Origin of the sequence: Paenibacillus sp. IHBB 10380, assembly GCF_000949425.1 — a bacterium.
Taxonomy (GTDB): domain Bacteria; phylum Bacillota; class Bacilli; order Paenibacillales; family Paenibacillaceae; genus Paenibacillus_AQ.
This window is the reverse complement of sequence record NZ_CP010976.1, coordinates 2,366,294-2,388,117: the sequence shown is the minus strand read 5'-3', so window position 1 is coordinate 2,388,117 and position 21,824 is coordinate 2,366,294. Positions and strand designations below refer to the sequence as shown.

Sequence of the window (21,824 nt, the reverse complement as noted above, 5' to 3'; positions counted from 1 at the left end):
AGCAGGGTGAGCCCAATGACTGAGCAGAAGCAGGATGACAATTCTAAATATTCCGAAGGCAATAGAGATCATCCAGAGCAATACCCAACGGAGAATGAAAGTTTATTGGATATGTTTGAGAGCGAACAGACCGTAGACTCTATACCGATGGAAGATCTGACGATGGAGAAGCAAGAAGAGAAGCGGCGTATGGGTGAATCCAAGCACACTTCTTCCAGTGAGAAGAAGTACCATACAGGATTTGAATAATGGGATGATTTTTTTGAGTATTGGCTACGAATTTGATACAAGGATGTAAACAAAGCCAGCGGTAATCCGCTGGCTTTGTGACGTATTTGATTATATTAGTCGCTCTGCTGAATATGAGATACCTTTATCTTATTCCAAGTACCTTGCCAATTTTTCTTTACAATACGTTCTTCATAAATGTGTGCTAATGCTTTCGTTTCTTCAAATCGCGGTGTAGGTTTTATTACCATATTGACTACATCATCTATGCCATAAGGGGCTATTAAGACAACTTTATTGAGTTCCTCTAATGTAAGCCCCAATGCGGTTGCTGTTTCTGGAAACCTTGAGATCGCATCCACGGATGATGAATAAGGGGGTAAGTTATTCAACAGATGCATTCTTGCTTCATTTTTGACAGACCAAGGAATGTTAGGGTTCATGCTGCGTAGCTTCTTTTCTAATTGTTTTTCTTCTTCTTCATCAAGATTGCTTTTATCGAAATAGATTACATCTACATCTGGCATGGGTGTTCTTTCCTTAAAGCCGTGAAGCACATCCCAAATTTTAGAGCGTACAAAGCCAGCACAGACCCACCAATCAGGTAGATTTAAAGATTTGGCAGTTACTAATATATCCATCATCCACACGTCTTCTTTAACAAGTTGAATAATATCTTGTTCTTTCATTGCGTTCAAAGTTATCTCCTCCACGAACGTATATATTCCAATTATATCTGATTGCAAGATCATGGGAAGGCATTTCTTTCAACAAGTCGATGATGTCTTTTATAGTGTATGGGTTATATATCTATATAACATTTATATAACAAAAACTGGCATTCAAACCTATGTCAGTTTGAATGCCAGTTCTATCGCCAAACTATACTCTTTCTTTCCAGAGGCTTTAGTCGTATTTTCAAGCATAAGGATCGATGGTTAGATGATACAGTTGTCACCTTCACAGCTATTTCCATCTTCAGGGTTACCAGCCATCGTAAGCGGATGTGTCTCAATCCAGCCTTTACGAAGAGTGTCAAGGAAGACTTCTACAGATTGTGCACCTGAGATCGCATATTTATCATCTACAAGCACGAAAGGCACACCATTCACTCTTAGACTTGATGCACGAGCTTCATCATCTCTTACTTTGTCAGCATATGCATCACTCTCTAGCACGCGATTTACTTCGGCTGAATCAAGGCCAGCCTCTGCGGCTATTTTCTTGAGTGAATCCAAATCACCAACGAGCATGCCGTCCGTAAAGTAAGATTTGTAGAGAAGCTCATTGAAATTTTTATGCAAGCCTTGTTCGGCGCTCAAGTGAAGCAAACGATGCGCATCAAACGAATTTCCGGATTTCATAAGGTCGAAACGGTATTCAAGACCATCTTGTGCAGCAAGCGCAGCAATTTGTTCTGTCATTTGTTTCACTTCCGAGGTTGATTTACCAAATTTGTTGGTTAAGGATTCTACAATATCTTCACCCACACGTGATGACGATGGATCCAGCTCAAAGCTCCTCCAAATCACTTCAACCTGATCTTGATGTTCAAACTGAGATAGAGCTTTCTCGAAACGGCGTTTACCTATATAACACCATGGGCAAACAATATCTGACCAGAATTCAACTTTCATTGTCATGATCTATTCTCCTTTAGGTTCATATCTATAATTTTTATAATTACAGTTTAACTGATTAGGTGATATTTAGCAACATTATAGATGAATGTGGCTATTGTTTATATTAAAAGGCACTGTGCAGCGTGAAAATCGGTTGACTAAACAGGTCATTCGAGGTAGTTTCTTTGCTTGTTTGTAGTAGTCGCCTATGAACAGTTAAATTCATATATTGATTAGAAGTTGGCAAGGTTGTAGTAGATGCTAACTCTTTTTTTATGGTTCTTATTATTTTAGGAATATAGTATATTAAGTGTATGACAGCAGATTGTCATATTTATGACGTTTTAATTTCAAAAAAGTTAAAGCGTTTTAACTTTGTGAGTTGCTGTCAGGGATTTATTTTACGAGGAAGGGAGGTTAGGAGGAAGTCAGGCAAAGAATAGCACACTTATGAAAAAAGCGAAGGAGATGCAAATGAATATAATTTGGGGTAAAAAAGGGAAGCGAATGCTTTCATTGCTCATGGCGTTTATGGTGATTACATTACAGTTTAACGGACTCACATTCGCTGAAGGTAGTGTGGTGGCTCCGAGTACGCTTGCAGAATGGAAATATACGTCCAACCCAACCGATCTAGGCATATTTCCCGCTAGTGATGGCGTTTATAAAGAAACATCAACGCTTCAACCTGTCCCTTCTGCACCGTATTATGACTGGAATGACGATATTAAAGCGATACGTTACCAAGGCTGGCATCAAGAAACAGGGAAGGATAAATATTGGCTCACTGTCGTTCCAACCAAAAATTATAAGAATATAACGTTATCCTCAGCGCTGCAAGGTAAGGGGACTACTGGCCCTCGTGATTTCAGGGTTCAAATCAGTACAGATCAGCAGAACTGGCTCAACATAACGGGTGAAGGTACGGACTTGCCGGACCTTGTATTGAATCCAGATACAGCGACTCCATTGATTAAAGCGCCTCTCCCAGATACGGCTAATAATCAAGATAAATTGTATATTCGCTGGCTTGTCAATTCGAATGTGAGCACCTCTGGATCGACCATCGGTGATCAGGGTTCAAGCCAACTGATCAACATTACGGTTGAAGGAGAACTGAAGGGAACGGAGCCTCCTTCCGACACAACGCCTCCAACCCCACCAGTTGATCTTGCCGGGTCTGCGGTTTCCGATTCGACGATTAATCTGACTTGGATGGCATCTGACGATGTTGGAACTACTGGATATCACATTTATCGTGACGGTTCCAAAATCAGTAGTACAGTAGCTACATCGTATGATGATGCAGGGGTTATTCGGGATACAACATACCGATACCATGTCATTGCTTATGACTCTGCGAATAACAATTCGGACATAAGCAACCAGATTGAAGTTACAACGAAGTCGGCGGCATCGCTGGAAAAGACTAAACTGGCAGAATGGATTTTTGCAAACGCAGGACAAAACGGGGTATTTCCGGCAACGGATGGAACATTCAAGACCGCATCTACGTTTCGGAGCATAGGCGGTTACTACGAGGATTACGATAGCAGCCAGCAAGCCATAAGTTACCAGGGCTGGGACGGGAGCAACGGTAAGAAGTACTGGTTGGCGACCGTTTCTACTAAAGGTTATGACAATTTAACGTTATCCTCACAGCAAAATTCTTCCGGTACGGGACCACGAGACTTCAAGGTTCAAATCAGTACGAACAACAACACATGGTCGGACGTACCAAACACGAATTTGAAAATGGTGGTCTCCAGTTTCAATTGTGCGAGCAATACGTGCAAGTTAGTGGATGTACCCCTTCCAGCGAACGCGAATAATCAAGATTTACTGTATATCCGTTGGATTGTCAGCTCAGATGCCAACACTAAAGATGGGAAGAGCATAGGTAGCACTGGCTCCAGCAGAATCAAAGATGTACGTGTTTCTGGAAGTTCCATAACGGGTGGTCCTGTGGAAATCCCTACAGTCGAACTGGCGAAGGCGCCAAAAGACGGTGTAACCAATGTGACTCAGGCAGCTCCGGTAACCGTGACCTTCAATAAAGCGGTCTCAGTCAATCCGGGCTATAGCGTCACCATCGTAGACAAAAGCAATAAACCGTTGGGCTCCGTTACTTCTGAAATTGTTAACAATGACACCTTGAACATCAAACATCCTTCATTTGTAAGTGGGCAAACTTATACCGTCAAAGTTCCCAAGGAACTGATTAAGGGAAAAAATGATCAGGTTATGCTCGCAAATGATATTTCATGGAGCTTTACAATACAGGGAGGGCAGAGTACGCCTTCCGTACCAAAGCTCATTAATATGACATTTAACGGGGATTCCAAAACAACCCGGGCCTTTACATGGTATACAGATGTCTTGACAAGCTCGGTAGTGCAAGTCGTAGAAGCTTCCAAAGTTCAAGGAAGTAATTTTCCCGAGGATGAAGCCTTAGTATTTGGAGGTAGTGCAGAAGAAATTCAGACCTATATAACAAAGGCCGATCGGACGGGCAACAAGAAGAAGAAATTTATCAGCCATAAAGTCATCGCCAATAATCTGACACCTGGAACGGTGTATAAATACCGTGTCGGTAGTGGATCTTCAGATAGTTGGAGTTCAATCGGCTCGTTCCAGACCGACACAACAAGCAATCAGCCTTTTCATTTTATAGCTGGATCTGATTCACAGGCCTCAAGTAAATCAGGCTTTGAGCCATGGGCGGATACATTCCGAAAAGCAGTTGAAACCGTTGGTAACCCTAAATTCCTGATCAATGCAGGGGATCTTGTAGATAATGGTGATTTAGAGGAGCAATGGCAGTGGATGCTAGGACTTCCACAGAATCAACTACTGAATGTACCGATTGTTCCGGTACTGGGCGGTCACGAAGTAAAGGATTATGACGGAGACGAAACAACAGCCAACTCTAACTTCTACAACCATTTCAACTTGCCCAAAAAGGTCATAGCTAATACTGACGATGGATCCGTCTATTCCTTCGAATATGGAGATGCTCTCATTCTTGTATTTAACTCCCAATATGGTGGAGAGTTAGCGAGTAATGGCAAGGATGTGAAATCGGTGGACCCACAGTTTACGGCCCAGGTCGAGTGGATGAAACACACGGTAGCCAAGAGTAATGCCAAATGGAAATTTGTTACCTTCCACAAAGGACCTTACTCAGCAGGTGATAACGCTGGAGAATGGGAGGATGACCGAGTCCAGTTCTACAGAAAGATTCTGATTCCTACCTTTGATGAGATGGGCATCGATATGGTGTTTGAAGCTCATGATCATATGTATATGAGATCGTTCCAGATGCTGGGTGACAAGACTATTCCAACTAGTCAGCTGTCATTCGACAATCAAGGAAATGCGATTAATCCTAAGGGGACAGTTTATCTTATGTCTAACTCCTTTGGTGATAAATTCTATGAAAAGTATCCGGGTTACAATGACTACTTTGCAGCGATTAACAATCAGCCGCACAAAAAAATGTTTACAGACGTATCGGTCTCTAGCGACGTGCTTCAGTTTACGGCTTATACAGCAGCCAAAAAAGACGAGAAGGCGGGCGATAATGGCGTAAAAGTCTATGATCATTACGGTATCAAGAGAACAGACACGAAACCGGCTAAAGTGGAGGGAGCTAAGGTTCAGATCAGTGGAAATAAAGCCGTCATTTCATGGAAGGCGCCTGCAGCTGGTGGCGAACCTGTAAGAGGCTTTAGGATTTATGAGAAGAATGACAAGGTAAAAGCTTTCTGGAGTGCTTATGTGCCTTCGGAATCCGGAAAAATGGATTATACCTTGACGGTTAACAATATAAATACAGCGACTAAGTATGATTTTGTGGTGAGAGCCGTGGGTACCAGAATTAATTCAGATCCGGTAGAGGTCAGCACACCATAGGGGACTGTTAAACTCTGGGCTAATAGACATTTTTCTTGCTTTATTACCTAGAAATTTTTAGTTCGAAATCGAAATCGGCAAGTTGCACAGTAAAGTATCGTCATTAGCCAAGCCACAAAGGCAGCCCCTGAGGGCTGCCTTTGTTTGTTCCAGAAGCTAACGTGATGCATGAGAAAGGTTATAAACGCCACGTTAAACTAAAAGTAGTGTTACTATAGTAGGTGAATCTTTAATACTATGGAGGAATGGATGATGAAAGAGTTTGATATGATGTTAGATAAATATGCTGAGCTGGTCGTGAAAGTAGGCGTTAATATACAACCTGGACAAGTCTTAATCGTGCAGTCGCCGTTAGAGAGTGTAGATTTAACAAGACTTATCGTGTCCAAGGCCTATGAAGCTGGCGCCAAATATGTACAGGTGGAGTGGGAGGATGAACAGGTCACCCGCATCCGATATGAGAAGGCTTCTGATGATTCTTTCAGCTACTATCCTAAGTGGCAGGCAGACATGATGGAGCAGTTGGCTGAAGGGGGAGGAGCCATTCTACATATTAAGGTGCCTAATCCGGAACTGTTCAATGGCATTGACTCATCTAAAGTATCTACAGCGGTAAAAGCAGCTGCAATAGCACGCGAGACATATCAGGGTTATGTGCGAAACAATAAAGTGAGTTGGTCTCTGATTAAAGCGCCAACCGTTGCTTGGGCTAATAAAGTATTCGCTGATCTCCCTGAAGAAGATCGAGTATCCGCGATGTGGGATGCCGTATTCTTGATGAACCGCGTTGGTAATGAAGATCCTGTAGCGGCATGGCGTGAGCATATTAGTCATTTGAAGCAAAGCCATGAGCGAATGAATGCCAAACGTTATAAGAGTCTGCATTATCGTGCTCCGGGAACCGATCTTCACGTCGAAATGCCAGAGGGTCATCTGTGGGCTGGTGGCGGTGGTGAGAACGAAAGTGGCGTATATTTTGTAGCGAATATGCCAACCGAAGAAATTTATACGATGCCGTTACGTACAGGTGTGAATGGTACGGTGACAAGCACGCTTCCGTTAAATTTGAATGGGCGACTGGTAGAAGGGATCAAGTTACAATTTAAAGAGGGTAGAGTGGTAGAATATGATGCAGCATCAGGACGTGAACATTTGACCTCGTTACTAGAAACCGATGAAGGTGCATCTTATCTAGGTGAGATGGCGCTTGTACCTCATGATTCTTCTATTTCGCAGATGAACCGCATTTTTTATAACACAGGGATTGATGAGAATGCCTCTTGTCACTTTGCACTCGGTAGTGCATATCCCGTTAATATAGAAGGTGGGACAAAGATGAGCAAGGAGGAACTACTAGCCAGAGGTGCTAATGTTAGCTTGACACACGTAGATTTCATGATCGGATCTGCTGATTTAGAGATTGACGGTGAACTGGCAGATGGAACAGTTGAACCCGTATTCCGGAAAGGGAAATGGGCATATAAAATATAAAGATAAATAGCACCCCTTAGAGTAAACATCGGTACCCACTTGTGGGTTTAAACGGATGATCATTCTGAGGGGTGCATTTTCATTTGTACAAGTATAAGAAAGTATAAGTTTTCACTATATTTTGCTTATATTTAACGAGAAGGGGCTGTCCCATAAGTCGTGAAAATCGCTAGGGACACCCCATTTGTTTTTTTGTAGGCGAAAATTAGATGTTTTGAGAGACGCTCCGCGAACGAATCGTTTCTCCAATCGCTGTGGTCTCCAAATTTCTGGTTTAAAACTGCTCAGCAGTTGAAATTCGGAGACCAAGGCATATGCTTACGGAGTAGCTTTCCTTCGGAAAGCTTTTAGGCGACCGCTCTCGATTTTCCGAAATCGTTCCGTCCTCTGCGCTACTTTGAGCATAAATTGTTCAACCTTTTTCGCCAAAACAACACAAAGAAATCGCTCTTTTTGGTAAAATATAAGGGTCAGGATCTTGCTGAGCTAGGTGAGCAAGATGGGCTTACAAGTCATAAACTGGAGACAGCTGTTCAACAGATCGAAAATCGTCTTCTGGAAAATCCAAAAGATAAACCACTGAAAAGAGCGGTACGAACGCTTCGAAAAGATCTGCTCCCTCGTCTGCAAAAGTACGAAAGATATCATGAAACACTCGGTAACCGTAACAGTTTTAGTAAGACGGATCGAGATGCCACATTCATGCGGATGAAAGAAGTCCACATGCAAAACGGACAGTTGAAACCCGGATACAACGTACAGATCGGGACAAAAAATCAATTTATTGTGGGATACAGTATTCACCAAAGACCAATTACTGACATCAAGCTATTAGAGCATGCGAAGAATCAGTCGTCAGCATCCACAGATGAATTGTTCGGTAGGGTAATCCAGTCGCAGTCGCTGCAGGTGGATACCATAAGTGGAGCAACCCTTACCTCTAAAGCATATCTCGAAGCGATAGAAGACGCACTTGACGAAGCGCAGGAATAATTATACAGAAATCGAGATGATGATACGATGCTTTTTTACTTTTCGGGAACCGGGAATCGAAGAGTAACAGGAGAATTTAAGGTAGAAAAAGGTGCTCTTCCGTGGTTATTAACCGGCATTATAAATCCGATGTTTAATAAAAAAGCGATTGATACTACAAAGTTTCATGTAAATGATCGTTGTACCAATTGTGATACTTGTGAGAGAGTTTGTAACTGCAATAACATTAAAGTAGACGATAAACCACAGTGGGGGCAACGTTGTACTCTATGTCTGGTGTGTGTCCATTATTGCCCCGTGAGTGCGATTCAATATGGGAAAGAGACTGAAAAAAAAGGGAGATACACAAATCCAAATATAAGGATCGATGAAATGGTGAGAAGATAGAGCCTGAAAGTTAAAGCAATATTCCATTTTAAGGTTCATGTAAGGTTCCAATTAATTTCGTGTAAGGTAGGGGCGTTATGCTAGTCTTCATACACAGATGAAGTTCTATGATTATGATTAGGACTTCTAATTAGGAGGATCAACTTGAAAAAACTTAAACAATGGAATATTACATTACCGAAGTGCATCATTACAGGCAGTCTTGTTGTAGCATTAACCGCTGTCCCTGTATCCGGGTTGGGGATAGCGGTGGCGGGAAAGCCAACACTTCAGAACGATTTATTAGTAGAAGCGAATACGGCTGTTCATCATCTTGCACGCTATCAAGTAGACGCAAGGATTGATGAGAAGGCGATGAAGATTCACGCCACAGAAGCCGTGACCTATCGCAACAACACGAGCGATACACTAGACAATATTGTATTTCACACCTTTGCAGATGCAAACCGTTCAAAGGAAACACAATCAAGTTTATTCGAACATTCAAATCAACGAATGGCAAAGGAGAATCCGGATAAGAAACCCGAGGATTTCCTGGGCGGCATTGAGATTAACAATATCAAGTCATCAGGACAACACTTGAAGTTTGATAATACAAATCAGGCACTTACGGTTACTTTGGGACAAGCATTACAGCCCGGGCAATCTATCACACTGGAGCTTGAATTTGACGTAAAGATTCCTTATGGTTCGCAGCGGTTGTCCTACTACAAAAATATTATCAACGGCGCTCATTGGTTTCCTGTCCTCTCAGTCTATGACCCTGCAGAGCATATGTGGGACAAAACTCCTTACAGTACAACATTTGAATCCGATTATTATGATTCTGCTGATTACCAGGTAACTCTGAATGTTCCCGCCGAGTATAAGGTTTCCATGCCTGGGACACTGACTGAACAGGAAGCCGATGCAGGACGCAAGACGGTAACGGCTACTGCGAATAACACGAGAGAATTTGTCTTCTTCGCGAGCCCGGATTTTAAAGTAGAAAGTGTTACACGAGATGGGCTGACCGTTCAATACTATTACTTTGATAATCAGAAAGACAAAAAACAAATTATCGATCAATATATCGATCAAGCCTTTAAGGTCATAAACTTCTTCAGCGAAAAATATGGTAAATATCCTTATCCAGAGTTCAGAATTGTTGAATCGTACGTTGAAGGCCTCGCTGTTGAATTTTCGCGAACGATTCAAATGGGCTTGATCCAGGGCCAGCCTGATATTTTGAACCATTCAGCATTTGTCCATGAAATTGCGCATCAATGGTTCCATGCCTTAATTGGAAATGATTCGGAGACGGAGTCATTTCTGGATGAAGGATTTGCCGATTTCTCTATGGTTTATTTCTATGAGAAACAAGGAATTCCGTTAAATGGATTCAAGGTGATTCAATTCGATGAAGTATCGTTAGATAGTCCACTTGATTCGACCAATGATAAGGTTGGGGATTCTCCCGATGCCATTTTTTATAAGAAAGGTCGGCAAGCCATCTATGAGTTGTATCGTACGCTTGGTGAAGAGAAGTTTGATGAGTTGATGAGGACATATTTTGACAAGTATGTATTCAAAAATGCAACAATCGACGGACTACTGCAGGTTGTTGAAAACAAAGCGGGCAAAAAGATCAGGGATGATTGGGAAGCAGATTTGCGCAACCCGAATTATTCTTTGAAGCCTGAATATCGTCTAACAGCGGACGAGGAAGCTGCTTATATGCACGAGCAATTTAAATCAATATACCATTCGGTGTTTGTCCAGTTTCCAGAGGTGCCATTTGAAACGATGAGCCGAATAGTCGATAAAACGTTGCAGGGCGAACCGTTAACGATTATCATGAGCGACGGTCAGATATCGGACAAAACAAAAAAACAACAAGATCAACTGCTCAACCAGATTCAAGGCTTTATGCAAATAGCAGGGATAAAGCCAACGGTTATAACAGAACGCCAAGTATTGAAAAACAAGCTTAAGCAAGAGTTAGGGGATAGCAATGTCATTGTAATCGGCAAACCGGATACGAATGGATTTATACAAGCCTTGAAGTCCGGAATCATCAAGCGTGCTGATACAGTCGGGTTTAAATGGCGGGATATCATGAATAAGTCTAATCAATCCGGAGCCTACATTATCAAACATCCGTATAACCAGAATCGTCTCATGCTGCATTATTTTTGGACAGGGGACCAATTAAGTGATCAGGTGGCTGATCCATTTATGGATAAAGCATCGGAATCATTGAGTTTCTCAAACCATTTCTATCAATATTATGTGCTGAATAACGTAGGTAAAATTAGCAACGAACATAAAGTCGAAAATCCGTTTGCACAACTATTCGCGGAATAACGGAATATAACGAAAATACTCTTTGATATTTATAAATCTATAAAAGTAGATATAATGATCTATATGGAACCTACATTGATTTATAAAGCTTTGTCTAACGAGACTCGTAGTCAAATTATGCAATGGTTAAAGAATCCAGAGGAGTTCTTTGATGAACAGCCTTATTTACAACAAGGCCTCAATTTTCGAATTGGCGTATGCGTGGGAGATATTCAGGCTAAAGCAGGACTTGCACAGTCTGTTATCTCCAGCTATTTGTTCACTATGCAAAAAGCTGGTTTGTTGGAATCAGAGCGAATTGGAAAGTGGACATACTATCGTCGGAACGAAGAGACCCTTCAGGAATTTTCCGAGTATATCCAAAAGAAACTATAAACGGGGAGGAGGTACTTTTTTTGTGTTAATATATCTATAATTCTGTATATGTAAATTCGGAAACAGCTTGTTTATCTCATTTTCCAATCTTGGAATTACTATAGGAACTTCTATCGGAGGTTGGTTTATTTCTCACTCGGGAATACATCAACTCATCTGGATCAGAATTATGTTTTCACTGCTTGCTTTCTTATCGATTATGATAAAAATAAAAATTTCCAAATCGAACATAGTGGAAAGAAACGTAAATTAAGCTCAACGGATAAGTTGTTGAAAAAGGTAAATCCTTTTGTATGAAGAATAGTTAATAAAATACTATCGACTTCAGAAGGAGAAATTATGCTTATTGAGATGAAAGAAATAATATTAAAAGAGATTAGTGCGAAATACCCTATTGTAATTAATGAAATAGAGGAAATCACCAATGAAATGTTTCGTTGTAACGATAATGAGAATGAATATTTTGTTCGAATAACTGGTTATAAGTCATATGAAGAACAACAGGAAGAATTAAAATGGATAAACTTTTTAAGTAAACATGGAGTCGGAGTTCCTTCAGTAGTTCCTTCTATAGAAGGTAATTTAGTCGAAACAGGAAATTTCCCTCAAGAAAAATGTATTGTTCTATTTAAAGCTGCCAAAGGAATTCATTTGCCTCGTTCTAGTTGGAATAGTGAAATATTCAAGGATTTAGGTCGGGAAATCGGTAAAATGCATCGCATCACTGCACGGTATGAGAGTCAAACCGAATTGGAATATATTAAAGAGTGGAATGAAAATGAAGAGTATTATTTTTTGAAGTATATCCCTGCTGAGGAAACTATAATTAGAGAGTTAGCTGAGGCAGTATTAGCTGAGGTTCAACAATTACCTAGAAATAGCAATACATATGGTTTGTTGCACGGGGATATATGGTTAGAGAATGTGTTAGTGGCAAATCAGTCAAATATCACTATTATAGATTTTCAAGATTGTGAACGACATTATTATCTTTATGATTTAGTAGTTCCGATATATTCGGCTCTTGAATTTTCGTTCGCCGGGAAGGGTAATATAAATGACTATGCTCAATCTATTGCTGAATCCTTGTTTGCGGGTTATTTAGAAGAACATAGTCTACCGCTAGACATGATCGAAAAACTACCTTTGTTTTTTAAACTAAAAGAGATTTTTGAATATTGCCTAATGCATATGTACTGGGATGCAGAGAGCTTAAGTGAAGAACAGGTTAGGATATTAAATCTTTACCGATTCCGTTTGGAAAATAACTATCCATCTATTTGTTTGAATTATGAACGTATAACAAATATCATTAAATATTCTACCTTGTAACGGGTAATTCATGATATTAAATTTACGTTTTATATGGAAAAGGCGGTACCACGAAGTCTTTCGACTTTCTGGATATCGTCTTTTTTATGTTTCTATTCCTTTTTTGCATATTTTTCACAGTTTCGCCCAGCCCTCAATGTTGTGCTGGCAAGGTTATAATAGTTATACTAATGACAGAGAATGAGAGATACGCGGAGATAGAAAATAACATGTTAAAAGAGACAAGGAGATGAAGTCCAGTTGAGAAAAAAAATAGTGGTGGCTACAGGAGTGGTTGTTGTTGCGGTAGGGGCGTATTTCTTAACAGGTAGCGTCGAAAAAAAAGAGCCTATCAAAATTGATGCGCAAGAGATTAAGCAATTGGTACAGGAATACAGTGTAGGAAACATAGAAAACCTGTCCGCCTCAATCACTTCGAAGCAACTCATCGTGACCGGGGGCGAAGTAGACCCGTTAACCTATGACTTACCTGAGAACGAGTTTTTTGTTTCCATTGCGCCGTATATCGAGGGAACCCACCCTTGTGCAACCCATAGCTTGACTGGCTGTCAAGGAGAAATGGTGAAACAAGAGTTTAGCGTAAACATCGAAGATATGGAAGGCAACGTGATATTGGACCAAACAATGAAATCCCAATCGAACGGATTTATCGATCTCTGGCTACCACATGACAAAAAATATCGCATAACAATCGTGCACGGCGGGAAATCAGCAGAGTCCGAGATTTCTACGTTCGAAAGCGACAACACTTGCATCACAACTATGCAATTACTAGGGGGAAAAAGCGCGTAATTGAGCGCTTTTTTTAATTCAAAATATCGATTCTCTACAAGATCAGAATATCTTGAAGATTAATAACAGGTGATTTCAGACAAATGCCTATCCAAGGTTTGTTTGTGCTACCAATGTTCCTGTCATGAACATTCATCATTATCGCTGAGTATACATGAACCCATAAAGGATACGTTTTCTTTGCGTTCATTTCATTAGATTCTATTCACATGAAAAGGAGAAATTTGCAACATGAATACAAGTGATAGAAATCCATTTAACCAGAGATTACCTTACAGAAATGATTTAGTTAAAAAAAGCTTGAAGGTGACGTCACGTAACCCTATATAATCAAAAAAAGGATCAGGCATCAAGAAAAGGGAAGTCGAACCGGGCTCATCCAATTGATCTATAAGATTTCAGGGAGGTTAAGACATGAATCAACAGATCCGAATCGTTAAAGAAGAAATTTTATCAGACAACTGGTATGTGCTAAGGGGTCACTTTACACCTTGACCTGCTTTTTTGGACATCAGTCTCTTTTTTTAGAAAAGTGAGTGTCTCGTCAGAAGATTAATCTACTTATGGGACAGCCACTTCTTCTTGAAAGGATCATGTCCTACTGTTGTACGTTACTCTCATTCAGGAACTCAATCGCGTTATATAGCATTACTGCTGCTTCTGCACGAGAGATTTCATTTGTAGGATTAAATTTGTCTTTATTAGTAAGAGTATTAATCTTCCAAGTTAGTGAACGTTGAATAGCTCCTTGGTATGAAGCTGTAATATCCTTCGCATCCGAAATTTTTGCAGGGACAATATTAATCTTTGGTAAATTTCCGATCCGCTCTACTCCTCGTATCAAGAAATAAGTGAACTGTTCCTTAGTCATAGGCTTGGATGGGTCGATGTTTTTGGGGATGTCTATGTCATTATAAAAGGCATTGATGAATGCCTCTGCGAACCAAGCATTATCTTTAATATTAGAGAATAAATCACTGGCTTCAGGAATTTTGACGAAATCAATAGCGGCTAGATCAAGATGTAGACCTTTCGTGATGAGCTGAATACCTTGTGCATTGTTAAGCGTAAGTTCAGGTCTGAATTCAGTAGCGGTTATCCCATTGATAATGCCTTGTTCATGTAATGCGATAATTTTTTCTTTGCCAGCCGTCTTATCTATATCTGCAAAATCTTTCGCTGCCGCAAATAGCGGGCCTCCGAATGAGAGGGAAAGAATTGAAGCTACGGTTAAGCTCGTTACTAAAGTTTTCATTTTCATCATGACTCACTCCTATTGATAATTTATTGTCGTTATTCTTATTCTTGTAGACGTACTTATTTTAATTAATGTTGCAGGATATGGAAAATAAAGAGAACATCATTATCCAAGTACACACTCGGAAATGATGTTCCCTTTGTAATCTATCGCCCATTATAAGAATCTCTATATCATCTTTTTACGCAACCAACCGGAAATAAAGTCTGTCACAATCACTAGCACGACAATGCCGAGTAATATGATTCCAACACGGTTCCAATTGCGAACTTGAAGGGCGAAGATCAACGGTGTTCCAATCCCACCCGCACCGACTAACCCCAGAGTTGTCGCAGACCGGATATTAATCTCAAATCGATATAACGAGTATGAAAGGAAATGGGGCATAACCTGAGGAATAACAGCAAACCGAATCATTTGGATTCGATTGGCCCCAGAAGCGATTAGAGCTTCTTGAGGTCCGCGATCTATCCCTTCAATGGTCTCGGAGAATAACTTAGCTAACATACCGATGGAATGGACGCCAAGTGCCAGCACTCCAGCGAATGAACCGGGTCCAACGGCTTTAATAAACAAGATGGCTACGATCATTTCTGGAAACACTCGAATAACGCTCAATGTGAACTTGCCCAATCCAGAAAAGATACGAAGTCTACTCATATTAGCTGCTGCCCAGAAGGCAAATGGAAAGCAGAGAATAGCCGACACAAATGTACCTAGAATGGAGATTACTAACGTTTCTAGCAGACCTCGGAGCAGATCTTCCCCTTCAGGTAAGTAAACAAATGCCCAATCTGGATGTAGGAAGCCTTTAAGTATAGACAAAGATACTGTCCCAGCGGTCGCTTGTAATCCTTGAAAGTCTAAACCTAGCAAAGACCATATAAACACAATAATAATAAGTAGAACGATTAGCCATTTACGTAGTTGAGTTGTAAGAGATGGGGAAGACATTTTCTTGTTCATAACAGCTTCCTCCGTATGCTAGTGCTAGCATAATCGATGATTAGAACGACCGTGAGTGTTAGTAGAATAATGGTTGCTGCACGGTCATATCGGAATAGCCCAAGTGACTGATTAAGTAAGAGTCCAATACCCCCAGCTCCAACAAATCCAAGTACAGTGGCCGCACGAATATTAATTTCAAATGTATACAAAAGATAGGAGACAAAAGCAGGAATGGCTTGTGGTATAACACCAAAGACAATCAGTTGAATTCGATTAGCTCCGACAGCAGTCATAGCTTCAAGCGGGCCCGGGTCGATTGCTTCTATTGATTCATACGTCAATTTGGTAATAATCCCGAAAGAGAAGAACAAGAGCGCCAACATACCTGCAAACGGACCAATTCCGAATATAGCTACGAATACAGCCGCAAATAAAAGATCAGGCACAGTACGCACTAGATTCAGTAGAGTGCGCATCGGGACAGATATAGTCTTATAAGGCGTAACATTATGAGCACATAACAATGCTGCGGGAATGGCTGGAATGGCTCCGAGAAGGGTTCCTGCAACTGCAATTTTGATCGTCTGAATCGTAGGTCCCCATACCGTAGAAACATAGCTCCAATCTGGTGGGAACATTTCCTTAAGTAGTACACCCATCTGTGGTAATCCTACAAAAAGCTGATAAGGTGTGACCTCTACATACACAGAGCACACAATAATGATCACTAGAAATAATATCCAAGTAGCGATACGTTTACCTTTCTGTGGTTGAATGGCTGTCATTGTACACCTACGAGATGAACGTCTGCGTTTGTGTCTAGCAGTTCATCTGCTTTTACTGGACGTCCATATATTTCAGCTAGCTTCTCATCTGTTGCTTCTTGGACACTCCCATCGAATACGATTTCTCCAGCGCGTAATCCGATAATTCGAGTAGCATACTCACGTGCTAAATCAATAAAATGAAGATTTACAATCGTTGTAATATTCAATTCTCGATTAATCCGTTGTAAATCATCCATTACTTGACGAGTGGTTAGGGGATCGAGTGAAGCTACAGGTTCATCCGCTAGAATAATGGTGGCTTCTTGTGCAAGTGCACGGGCAATAGATACACGTTGCTGCTGTCCTCCAGACAGTTGATCGGCCCTTATGTAAGCTTTTTCCCGAATATTCACTCTTTCTAAGGCAGTTAATGCGATATCAACGTCCCGTTTCGGAAAAGAGCCGAATATCGTTCTTAATGTAGAATGATAACCTACACGACCCGAAAGTACATTTTGTAGCACGGTAGATCTTTTAATCAAATTAAAGCTTTGAAAAATCATCCCTATATTACGACGAATCGAACGCAATTCCTTACCCGAAGCAGCAGTGATTGATTGGCCATGGATTCGAATATCTCCAGAGGATACATCACTGAGTCGATTTATCGAGCGTAACAGAGTAGATTTACCAGCACCGGATAATCCCACAATAACAACAAATTCACCTTCTTTAATCGTTAGATTAATATCATGTAATCCAATGGTTCCATTTGGATAGGTTTTGGAGACGTGTGTCAATTCAATCATAGTTATTAATCCCGCTTTCTCTATTGATGATATCGATGTATAACTTACATAAGCAGACAGCGCCGCCACGTTTGACAAACCGTGAGCGGCGTGAATGAAATATGGATTATCCAGTTTCTAGATTACAGTTCGAAAGGTGGACAGAGGTTCTATTCATGGCTATGAATCTATTTGATCTTCTGACCTACAGCTTCTGCATACTCACGTACAGGTGTAAAGTTACTATCATCGCCGACTTCATAACCTACATGCGTATAAATATCTTTTACGATTTGAGCGCCTTCTGGATCTTCTGTAATGGCTATGAAGGCTTGACTAATCTTTTCCCGCCATTCCTGACTCATATCAGAACGGACACTGATTGTATCGTTCGGGATTGGAGTAGTGAAGTGAATGGCACGTGTCTGTTCAAATACATCGGGAACATCCTTTTTCACCGTGTTACGAGCATCTTGGAAAATAGCAACAGCGTCAACTTGTCCATTAAGTAAAGCCATGATAGCTGCGTCATGTCCCTTAATCGTGATGCCTTGTACATCTGTATCAGGATCAATACCCGCTTTTTTCATCTCTGCTGCAGGAAAAACATAACCGGCGGAAGAGGTCACATCTTGCCAACCTATTTTTTTACCTTTTAAATCTTTAATACTTTTAATATCTGAATCCTTCTTAACGATAATCATTGCTTTGTAGAAATCTACTTTCTCTTCAGTAGGTTCTCCAGTCTCATCCTTAACGCCAAAGCGTTGAGCTTGAAGGAGCAGATCAGCCGATTGTCTCAAGTCATGTGCAAGTACATAAGCGTTCGGAGGAAGAAATCCGACATCGACTTGTTTAGAAGACAGCGCCTCTACAATTGTATTATAGTCAGGTGAAACCGTGACATGAACTGGAATGTTCAACTGGTCACCTAACAGTTTTTCAAGTGGCTTGGTTTTGGCTTCAAGTGTCTCAGCATTCTGAGAAGGAACAAATTGTACTTTTAATTCCTTTGGTGCATACCCGGTTTCTGTTTTAGCTTCTGTTGTTGGTGTCGTAGCGTTTCCTGCTGGAGCGGCTGCGTTATTCGCCTTGTTGTTTCCTCCACATGCGGCTAGACTTGCACCAAGAAGCAAAATCATACAGAGTGTTGATGTTTTCTTAAACAAAACTAATTCCCCCTCATTATATCTAGATACCGCCGGACCGATGTTAGCATTTATAAGCTATAGTTCAATTCCGACAAGTTCCATGCTAGCAGTTTTAGGAAAAAGAAGGGTCAAATGTAACGTCGATTTTATTCAAATCTATGTAAAAAAATCGTGGAGTTTATTCATATGATTTTACATTGTTTTCATAGAGCACTTTATATCAATTGACGAAACGTCTGTATACTATTGTGGAAAGACTTAATGCACAGAAATTACAAATATTGAAAATGCATATTACATATTGTATTAGGGGGGGGCATACGTAATGAAGGAAGAACATGCAACTATGAGGATCGTTATATTGGAGACAAGTGATGTACACGGATACATGATGCCATATTCTTATGTAGATGGAAGCTCTATCAATCAAGGGCTATCGGTTATCTCCAGTCTTATCAATGAACACAGACAGCATAGCGAAGAGGTACTTCTTATAGACAATGGGGATTTTCTACAAGGGTCGCCTTTAACCTATCACCAAGCTAAGGTAGATCAATCACGACCGACTACCGTGATAGAATGCATGAATGCTATGAATTATGATGCTGTTGTACCTGGTAATCATGAGTTTAATTTTGGTAAAAGTTATTTAGAAAAGGCATTTACAGCTTCCTCTTTTCCATGGTTATCCGCTAACGTACTGTCCGAAGAGACAGGAGAACCTTTATTCGGCACACCTTATCGGATATGGGAATGGGATAATGGTGTCCGGCTCGCGGTACTGGGGTTAACGACTCATTATGTTCCGAACTGGGAGCATCCTAATCATCTTGAAGGGATCACATTTACCAATCCTATAGTAGCAGCTAAACAATGGGTTCCATATTTACGAGAGCAAGAACAAGTGGATGTCGTTATCGTTTCTTATCATGGAGGGTTCGAAAGAGATCTTGTGTCAGGCGAACCTACTGAGTCACTCACAGGTGAGAATCTAGGGTACGCGCTTTGTGAAGAAGTATCTGGCATTGACGTACTATTAAGTGGTCATCAGCACAGAGTTATATCCGGCGAGGAAGTAGCTGGAGTATGCGTAGTGCAACCGGGTAGTGAAGGGCAATTTGTGGGGAAAGTTACGCTCTCGCTTCAGAAGGTGGAACATAAGTGGATCGTCAACCATAAACAATCAGAGATCGTGAGTTGTGAAAGTTTCGTCGCTGATCCTATCGTGTCTGAGTTAACAACTCCTGCGGAGAATAACCTTCAACAATGGCTTGATCAGCCTATTGGATTTGTTGAAGGAGATAACATGCGTATTTTAAATCCATTTCAAGCACGAATGACAGAGCATCCGTTCATCGAATGGATTCAACGAGTACAGATGGAAATTAGTGGGGCTGAAATTTCCTGTACCGCCTTGTTTGATGATCTGGCCCCTGGGTTCGACTCGATTATCACGATGAGAGATATTATGATTAATTATAAATACCCGAATACATTACGTGTCCTGAGATTGGAAGGTAGAGATATTAAGGCAGCCTTAGAGCGGTCTGCACAGTATTTTCATTTAAATGATTCGGGAGACATCGAAGTTAGTTCAGCGTTTCTTTATCCGAAGACACAGCACTTCAACTACGATATGTGGGAGGGGCTTAACTATACGATCAATGTATCTAAAGCGCATGGAGAACGAATTGTGAACTTGGAGAGAGAGGGGATGCCTATCCTTGCTGACAAGCAGTATGTCGTTGTTATGAATAATTACCGTGCTAGTGGTGGGGGAGAGTACAGTATGTTCAAAGATAAACCTATAGTTAAGGAAATCTCAGTGGATATGGTTGAGATCCTTGCAGACTACATTAGGGACAAAGGAACTATTGTTTCCACGGTAAATGACAATTGGCATGTTATTTCTGGGGCATAGTTTTTTGTCGAATTTTGCATACAGTAGGGACTTTAGATACAAATATTTGAATTTTATTTACAAATATTTGTAAGTCATATAAAGTGTTAAGTAAGCGCTTTTAAGTTTAAGCGCTTAAACTTAAAAAGGAGGGTTGATAGATTTAATTTTAGAAGGCGGATAAGCTGCAAGGTAGAACGGAATCTTTGTCGGAAATGACCAATACCTGTACTCTAATTCTACCAAAAATCGATTCCCAAAGGAGCGTACGTTGATGAGCAAAAATAAGAAATTTAGCTTTAGCAGCAAAGCCGTAATGTTATGCTGTCTCGCTTTTCTTATGGTCCCAGCAGGTTTCGCGTTCGCATCACCTAACAAACCATTTCCTCAACACACCACCTACACTAGCGGTACGATTAAGCCGAGTAATGCTACGCAAAGTACGATGGATAATGCGGTCAAATCGAAATGGGATAGCTGGAAAGCAGCTTATTTGAAGCCAGCTGGAACCGGTAAATATTATGTGAAATACCAGTCTAACGGAAATACGGTTTCTGAAGCACATGGTTATGGTATGTTGGCCTCGGTAATGATGGCTGGACATGACAGTAGTGCCCAGAGCTATTTTGATGGACTTTATAAATATTATCAGGCTCACCCGAGTAATAATAACCCATATTTGATGGCCTGGAAACAGAACAGTAGCTTCCAGAATATCGAAGGCGCTAACTCTGCAACTGATGGAGATATGGATATTGCTTACTCACTTCTGTTGGCTGACAAACAGTGGGGAAGTAGTGGTTCCATTAATTACCTGCAAGCAGGTAAAAATATCATTAATGCGATCATGCAAAGTGATGTCGATCAGTCCCGTTGGACCCTTCGTCTGGGTGACTGGGCAACGTCAGGGAAGTATGACGGAGCTACGCGTCCTTCGGACTTCATGCTGCAGCATATGAAGGCTTTTCAACAAGCAACAGGGGATAATAAGTGGAATAACGTCATCGATAAAACATACACCATTATTAATTCCCTCCACACTGGATATAGCTCAAGTACAGGCTTACTTCCTGATTTCGTTGTCTTATCTGGGGGAGTCTACAAACCTGCTCCTGAAGGATTCCTCGAAGCTGCTAGTGATGCTTATTATGGTTATAACTCCTGCCGTATCCCTTGGCGGATTACGACAGACTATCTAATGACAGGTGACAACCGTGCGCTGACTCAACTGAACCAAATGAACACGTGGATCAAAGGTAAAGTAAGCAGTAACCCGAGCAACGTCAAAGATGGCTATAAGCTGAACGGGACGGCAACGGGTTCGTACGACAGTGGCGCATTCTATGCTCCCTTTGGAGTGAGTGCGATGACATCGTCTTCCAACCAAAGTTGGCTAAATGCTGTATGGAATAAAGCAGCTAACAGTTCTAACGAAGGTTACTATGAGGACAGCATCAAGTTCTTCTCTATGATGGTCATGTCCGGTAACTGGTGGGCATATTAACAGGCATAGAAAATAATATTTAAAAAA

17 protein-coding genes and 2 pseudogenes are annotated in these 21,824 nt (G+C 41.0%); 12 read left to right on the top strand and 7 right to left on the bottom strand.

The features are described from left to right. Positions 1-15: 15 nt before the first annotated feature. On the top strand, positions 16-249 hold the full coding sequence (locus tag UB51_RS10225) for a hypothetical protein (protein ID WP_044877208.1): 234 nt from the start codon (positions 16-18) through the stop codon (positions 247-249). Between the two features lie 95 nt (positions 250-344). On the opposite strand, the gene UB51_RS10220 is transcribed toward UB51_RS10225, so the two are convergent. Beyond that, entirely contained in the window at positions 345-917 is a 573-nt protein-coding gene (locus tag UB51_RS10220; protein ID WP_044880037.1) for a nucleotidyltransferase family protein, read from the bottom strand. 249 nt (positions 918-1,166) lie between these two features. Further along, a complete protein-coding gene (locus tag UB51_RS10215; protein WP_234405597.1) occupies positions 1,167-1,871 on the bottom strand; it encodes a DsbA family oxidoreductase in 705 nt (234 codons plus the stop codon). Positions 1,872-2,324: 453 nt separating this feature from the next. On the opposite strand from UB51_RS10215, the gene UB51_RS26380 reads away from it, so the two are divergent. The 9 genes and pseudogenes from UB51_RS26380 (at position 2,325) to UB51_RS10175 (ending at position 13,481) form a co-directional block, all read left to right on the top strand. Continuing rightward, entirely contained in the window at positions 2,325-5,765 is a 3,441-nt protein-coding gene (locus UB51_RS26380; protein WP_082063298.1) for a metallophosphoesterase, read from the top strand. A gap of 252 nt (positions 5,766-6,017) precedes the next feature. Then, a complete protein-coding gene (locus UB51_RS10205) occupies positions 6,018-7,256 on the top strand; it encodes an aminopeptidase (RefSeq protein WP_044877207.1) in 1,239 nt (412 codons plus the stop codon). 657 nt (positions 7,257-7,913) lie between these two features. After that, positions 7,914-8,249 (top strand): annotated as a pseudogene (locus tag UB51_RS28940) (FMN-binding protein); the annotation flags it as partial. A gap of 27 nt (positions 8,250-8,276) precedes the next feature. Continuing rightward, on the top strand, positions 8,277-8,636 hold the full coding sequence (locus UB51_RS29685; RefSeq protein ID WP_052675849.1) for an EFR1 family ferrodoxin: 360 nt from the start codon (positions 8,277-8,279) through the stop codon (positions 8,634-8,636). Between the two features lie 144 nt (positions 8,637-8,780). Further along, positions 8,781-10,982: a M1 family metallopeptidase gene (locus UB51_RS10190; protein ID WP_144406996.1), complete on the top strand. Its 2,202-nt coding sequence runs from the start codon at positions 8,781-8,783 to the stop codon at positions 10,980-10,982. Positions 10,983-11,045: 63 nt separating this feature from the next. Then, positions 11,046-11,357, top strand: coding sequence for an ArsR/SmtB family transcription factor (locus tag UB51_RS10185; RefSeq protein ID WP_044880032.1), 312 nt, complete (start codon positions 11,046-11,048; stop codon positions 11,355-11,357). A gap of 52 nt (positions 11,358-11,409) precedes the next feature. Continuing rightward, positions 11,410-11,610 (top strand): annotated as a pseudogene (locus UB51_RS27770) (MFS transporter); the annotation flags it as partial. Between the two features lie 86 nt (positions 11,611-11,696). Beyond that, a complete protein-coding gene (locus tag UB51_RS10180; protein ID WP_044877205.1) occupies positions 11,697-12,689 on the top strand; it encodes a phosphotransferase enzyme family protein in 993 nt (330 codons plus the stop codon). A gap of 240 nt (positions 12,690-12,929) precedes the next feature. After that, the gene (locus UB51_RS10175; protein WP_044877204.1) at positions 12,930-13,481 is read left to right on the top strand and encodes a CueP family metal-binding protein; all 552 of its coding nucleotides are present in this window, start codon (positions 12,930-12,932) and stop codon (positions 13,479-13,481) included. 598 nt (positions 13,482-14,079) lie between these two features. On the opposite strand, the gene UB51_RS10170 is transcribed toward UB51_RS10175, so the two are convergent. From UB51_RS10170 to UB51_RS10150, 5 genes are all read right to left on the bottom strand, one after another. Further along, positions 14,080-14,745: an S-layer homology domain-containing protein gene (locus UB51_RS10170; protein WP_044877203.1), complete on the bottom strand. Its 666-nt coding sequence runs from the start codon at positions 14,743-14,745 to the stop codon at positions 14,080-14,082. 162 nt (positions 14,746-14,907) lie between these two features. After that, positions 14,908-15,705 carry a phosphonate ABC transporter, permease protein PhnE gene (gene phnE / locus UB51_RS10165; protein ID WP_445322360.1) on the bottom strand — a complete coding sequence of 266 codons (798 nt, stop codon included), beginning with the start codon at positions 15,703-15,705 and terminating at the stop codon, positions 14,908-14,910. Beyond that, the gene (phnE, locus tag UB51_RS10160) at positions 15,702-16,472 is read right to left on the bottom strand and encodes a phosphonate ABC transporter, permease protein PhnE (protein ID WP_044877202.1); all 771 of its coding nucleotides are present in this window, start codon (positions 16,470-16,472) and stop codon (positions 15,702-15,704) included. Before phnE (UB51_RS10160) ends, phnE (UB51_RS10165) begins: the two co-directional genes overlap by 4 nt. Then, positions 16,469-17,263: a phosphonate ABC transporter ATP-binding protein gene (gene phnC, locus UB51_RS10155; protein WP_044877201.1), complete on the bottom strand. Its 795-nt coding sequence runs from the start codon at positions 17,261-17,263 to the stop codon at positions 16,469-16,471. The genes phnE (UB51_RS10160) and phnC overlap by 4 nt, the downstream gene beginning before the upstream one ends. Before the next feature lie 167 nt (positions 17,264-17,430). Further along, positions 17,431-18,411, bottom strand: coding sequence for a phosphate/phosphite/phosphonate ABC transporter substrate-binding protein (locus UB51_RS10150; RefSeq protein WP_044877200.1), 981 nt, complete (start codon positions 18,409-18,411; stop codon positions 17,431-17,433). 307 nt (positions 18,412-18,718) lie between these two features. Between UB51_RS10150 and UB51_RS10145 the strand changes: the two genes are divergently transcribed. Together UB51_RS10145 and UB51_RS10140 are read left to right on the top strand one after the other, a co-directional pair. Beyond that, positions 18,719-20,314 (top strand): bifunctional metallophosphatase/5'-nucleotidase, encoded by a 1,596-nt coding sequence (locus UB51_RS10145; RefSeq protein ID WP_044877199.1) that lies wholly within the window; start codon positions 18,719-18,721, stop codon positions 20,312-20,314. Between the two features lie 253 nt (positions 20,315-20,567). Next, entirely contained in the window at positions 20,568-21,797 is a 1,230-nt protein-coding gene (locus UB51_RS10140; protein WP_044877198.1) for a family 8 glycosyl hydrolase, read from the top strand. Positions 21,798-21,824 lie beyond the last annotated feature (27 nt).

What these genes read in the sequence shown, in the direction of transcription:
- UB51_RS10225 (WP_044877208.1), top strand. Translation starts at nt 16, where the DNA reads ATGACTGAGCAGAAGCAGGATGACAATTCTAAATATTCCGAAGGCAAT.
- UB51_RS10220 (WP_044880037.1), bottom strand. Translation starts at nt 917, where the DNA reads ATGAAAGAACAAGATATTATTCAACTTGTTAAAGAAGACGTGTGGATG.
- UB51_RS10215 (WP_234405597.1), bottom strand. Translation starts at nt 1,871, where the DNA reads ATGACAATGAAAGTTGAATTCTGGTCAGATATTGTTTGCCCATGGTGT.
- UB51_RS26380 (WP_082063298.1), top strand. Translation starts at nt 2,325, where the DNA reads ATGAATATAATTTGGGGTAAAAAAGGGAAGCGAATGCTTTCATTGCTC.
- UB51_RS10205 (WP_044877207.1), top strand. Translation starts at nt 6,018, where the DNA reads ATGAAAGAGTTTGATATGATGTTAGATAAATATGCTGAGCTGGTCGTG.
- UB51_RS29685 (WP_052675849.1), top strand. Translation starts at nt 8,277, where the DNA reads ATGCTTTTTTACTTTTCGGGAACCGGGAATCGAAGAGTAACAGGAGAA.
- UB51_RS10185 (WP_044880032.1), top strand. Translation starts at nt 11,046, where the DNA reads ATGGAACCTACATTGATTTATAAAGCTTTGTCTAACGAGACTCGTAGT.
- UB51_RS10180 (WP_044877205.1), top strand. Translation starts at nt 11,697, where the DNA reads ATGCTTATTGAGATGAAAGAAATAATATTAAAAGAGATTAGTGCGAAA.
- UB51_RS10170 (WP_044877203.1), bottom strand. Translation starts at nt 14,745, where the DNA reads ATGATGAAAATGAAAACTTTAGTAACGAGCTTAACCGTAGCTTCAATT.
- phnE (WP_445322360.1), bottom strand. Translation starts at nt 15,705, where the DNA reads ATGAACAAGAAAATGTCTTCCCCATCTCTTACAACTCAACTACGTAAA.
- phnE (WP_044877202.1), bottom strand. Translation starts at nt 16,472, where the DNA reads ATGACAGCCATTCAACCACAGAAAGGTAAACGTATCGCTACTTGGATA.
- phnC (WP_044877201.1), bottom strand. Translation starts at nt 17,263, where the DNA reads ATGATTGAATTGACACACGTCTCCAAAACCTATCCAAATGGAACCATT.
- UB51_RS10145 (WP_044877199.1), top strand. Translation starts at nt 18,719, where the DNA reads ATGAAGGAAGAACATGCAACTATGAGGATCGTTATATTGGAGACAAGT.
- UB51_RS10140 (WP_044877198.1), top strand. Translation starts at nt 20,568, where the DNA reads ATGAGCAAAAATAAGAAATTTAGCTTTAGCAGCAAAGCCGTAATGTTA.